4 protein-coding genes are annotated in these 3,246 nt (G+C 70.9%); all 4 read right to left on the reverse strand.

The genetic code is table 11. The features are described 5' to 3' along the window. Nucleotides 1–689: glutamate 5-kinase (proB, locus tag G6018_RS10540; RefSeq protein WP_182639560.1), on the reverse strand; the 689-nt coding region annotated here is incomplete at its 3' end. After that, on the reverse strand, nucleotides 686–2,146 hold the full coding sequence (gene obgE / locus G6018_RS10545) for a GTPase ObgE (protein ID WP_182639561.1): 1,461 nt from the start codon (nucleotides 2,144–2,146) through the stop codon (nucleotides 686–688). The genes obgE and proB, both read right to left, overlap by 4 nt. A gap of 122 nt (nucleotides 2,147–2,268) precedes the next feature. Further along, a complete protein-coding gene (gene rpmA / locus G6018_RS10550) occupies nucleotides 2,269–2,532 on the reverse strand; it encodes a 50S ribosomal protein L27 (RefSeq protein ID WP_107748170.1) in 264 nt (87 codons plus the stop codon). A gap of 68 nt (nucleotides 2,533–2,600) precedes the next feature. After that, the gene (rplU, locus tag G6018_RS10555) at nucleotides 2,601–2,906 is read right to left on the reverse strand and encodes a 50S ribosomal protein L21 (RefSeq protein ID WP_017835684.1); all 306 of its coding nucleotides are present in this window, start codon (nucleotides 2,904–2,906) and stop codon (nucleotides 2,601–2,603) included. Between the last annotated feature and the right edge of the window lie 340 nt (nucleotides 2,907–3,246).

Below are 3,246 nucleotides of genomic sequence, written 5' to 3' on the forward strand. Positions count from 1 at the left end.
CGCGCGGCCGCGAGCTTGGAGGCCATCCCGCCGGTGCCCAGCGCACCGCCGGCCCCGGCCACCACCCCGTCGAGGTCGGCCGCGCCCGACACCATCGTCACCGCGGTGGCGTCACCCTTGCGGGGGTCGGAGTCGTAGAGCGCGTCCACGTCCGAGAGCAGGATCAACGCATCGGCGCTGATGAGGTGGGCCACCAGCGCGGCCAGGCGGTCGTTGTCCCCGAAGCGGATCTCGTTGGTGGCCACCGTGTCGTTCTCGTTGACCACCGGCACCGCGCCGAGCGTGCGGAGTCGGTCCAGGGTGCGCTGCGCGTTGGCCGCGCTCTCCCGGCGCCCGATGTCCCCCGCCGTCAGCAGGACCTGGCCCACCACGCGGTCGTACCTGGAGAACGAGTCGCCCCACGCCCGGGCCAGTTCGAGCTGCCCCACACTGGCGGCCGCCTGCTTGGCGGACAGGGTGGCGGGTCGGGTGGTCATCCCCAGTGGGGACATCCCCGCGCCGATCGCGCCGGAGGAGACCACGAAGACGTCCGACCCCGCGGCCATGCGCGCCTGGCAGACGTCGGCCAGGGCGTCGAGCTGCGGCCGGCGGATCCCGCCACCGAAGCTCGTGATGGCCGACGAGCCGATCTTGACCACCACCCGGCGGGCCGTGCCGATCCGGCGCCGCAGCTCCGGTTCGCCGGTCACTCCAGGATCTCCTCGTCGGGGTCGATCAGCCCGCGGCGCACCCGCTTGCGGTACTTGCGCTCGTGGGCGCCCACGCGCTCGTCGGACTCCAACCGGATGTCGGTGCCTCGGCCCGTACGCATGAGGTCCACACCGGCCGGGGTCTGCGGCTCCCAGTCGAAGGAGACGTCGCCGACGGTGACCGTGCAGCCCGCCTGCGCGCCGGCCTTGATGAGCGCGTCCTCGACCCCGAGCCGGGCCAGGCGGTCGGCGAGGAAGCCGACGGCCTCGTCGTTGGCGAAGTCTGTCTGGCGGATCCAGCGCTCGGGCTTGGATCCCGAGACCACGTAGGCACCGGCCTCGTTCGGGTCCTTCCGGACGGTGAACTCGGCCACGTCGACGGTCCTCGGCCGCAACACGATCCGCTCGGGCGCCGCCGGCGGGTTGGCCTTGCGGTGGGCCTTGATGAGCTCGTAGAGCCCGTACCTCAGTTCGTCCAGGCCCTTGTGCGCGACCGCGGAGATGGCATACACCGGCCAGCCCTTGGCCTCGAAGTGGGCGGTGACCATCTCGGCCATATCAGCGGCGTCCGGCACGTCGATCTTGTTGAGCACCACGACCCGCGGCCGATCGGCCAGCTCCCCCAGACCGGCGTCGGCGAGTTCCGGCTGGTAGGCGGCGAGCTCCGCCTCGAGCGCGTCGACGTCCGAGATGGGGTCGCGGTCGGACTCGAGGCTCGCGCAGTCCACGACGTGTGCGAGGACGGCCGTGCGCTCGATGTGGCGCAGGAAGTCCAGGCCCAGGCCCCGCCCCTCGCTGGCACCCGGGATGAGCCCGGGCACGTCCGCGATGGTGAACGTGTCGTCGCCCACCGAGACCACCCCGAGGTTGGGGGCCAGGGTGGTGAACGGGTAGTCGGCGATCTTGGGCTTGGCCGCGGAGAGCACCGACACGAGAGAGGACTTGCCGGCAGAGGGGAACCCGACCAGTCCGACGTCGGCCATGGACTTGAGCTCGAGGGTGAGGTCGCGGACCTCGCCGGGCTCACCGAGCAGGGCGAACCCGGGGGCCTTGCGGGCCCTGGAGGCGAGCGCGGCGTTACCGAGCCCACCCTTGCCGCCCTCGGCCGCCACGAAGCGGGTCCCGGCACCGACCAGATCGGCCAGCATCTCACCGTTCTGGTCCAGCACGACGGTCCCGGGCGGCACCGCCAGGACGAGGTCATCACCCTGGGCGCCGTTCCGGTTGGCGCCCATCCCGGGCTCTCCCTTACCGGCGCGCGCGTGGGGCCGGAAGTGGAAGTCGAGCAGCGTGTGGACCTGGGGGTCCACCACCAGCACCACGTCCCCGCCGCTCCCGCCGTTGCCCCCGTCGGGGCCGCCGAGCGGCTTGAACTTCTCCCGGTGCACGGACGTGCACCCGCGGCCACCGTCCCCCGCCGCGAGGTGGAGCACTACGCGGTCGACGAATCTCGACATAAGCGGACTCCTCCTGCTGGTGGTGGGACTAACGGATGTGGCGCAAATGCTCTCGGGGACCGGGCGTGGGGTCATCAGACCCCGCCCGGCCCCCGAGGGCGAATCGCGTCAGTGTCGCCGGGTCAGGCCTCGACGCCGACCGGCACGATGTTGACGGTCTTGCGGCCGCGCTTGGTCCCGAACTCGACCGCACCGGCGGCCAGTGCGAACAGCGTGTCGTCGCCGCCACGGCCGACGCCCACGCCCGGGTGGAACTTGGTGCCACGCTGGCGGATCAGGATCTCGCCGGCGTTGACTTCCTGGCCGCCGAAGCGCTTGACGCCGAGACGCTGCGCGTTGGAGTCACGACCGTTACGGGTGCTGGATGCGCCCTTCTTACTTGCCATGTCCGAACCCCTCCTTCAGGGAAGACGCCCGAGGGCGCTGAGCTGGTGGCCTTGGCGGCCGTGGTGGATTACTTGATACCGGTGATCTTGAGCACCGTCAGCTTCTGACGGTGGCCCTGACGCTTGTGGTACCCGGTCTTGTTCTTGAACTTGTGGATCCGGATCTTCGGGCCCTTGGTCTGCTCGACGATCTCGCCGGAGACGGAGACCTTGGCCAGGGCGTCGGCAGCGGAGGTGACGGTCGAACCGTCGACCACGAGGATCGGGGACAGGGACACGGAGGTACCGGCCTCACCCTCGATCTTCTCGACCTTGACATGGTCACCTTCGGCGACCTTGTACTGCTTGCCGCCGGTCTTGACGATCGCGTACATCGAGGGCTTCCCCTTGCTTCTCGGGTGTGTGGCCGCCACTGGGACGTCCACAACTACTGTGCGGTGTTCTCTCTGACCGGCCGACTCTCGTCGACCGGGATCGCCGGTCCCGCGGCCTTGACGGCCCGGCCCGCGACTTCTCGCGCGACGACATAGCGCCGCCACGAGCGACTTGTCAAGGTTACGGCCCGGCGGCACAGCAGGTCAAACCGACCGCGCCACCGGGCCCGACACCTCTAACGATCGCCGGCGTCAGGGGCGGTCGTGGACCTGGTCGCGCGTCGCCGTGCCGGTCGCTGACGCGGCTCCGCGACGACGACCGGCGGCGCCTCCGCGAGCG

This window comes from Dietzia sp. DQ11-44, assembly GCF_014145205.1.
Taxonomy (GTDB): Bacteria; Actinomycetota; Actinomycetes; order Mycobacteriales; family Mycobacteriaceae; genus Dietzia; species Dietzia natronolimnaea.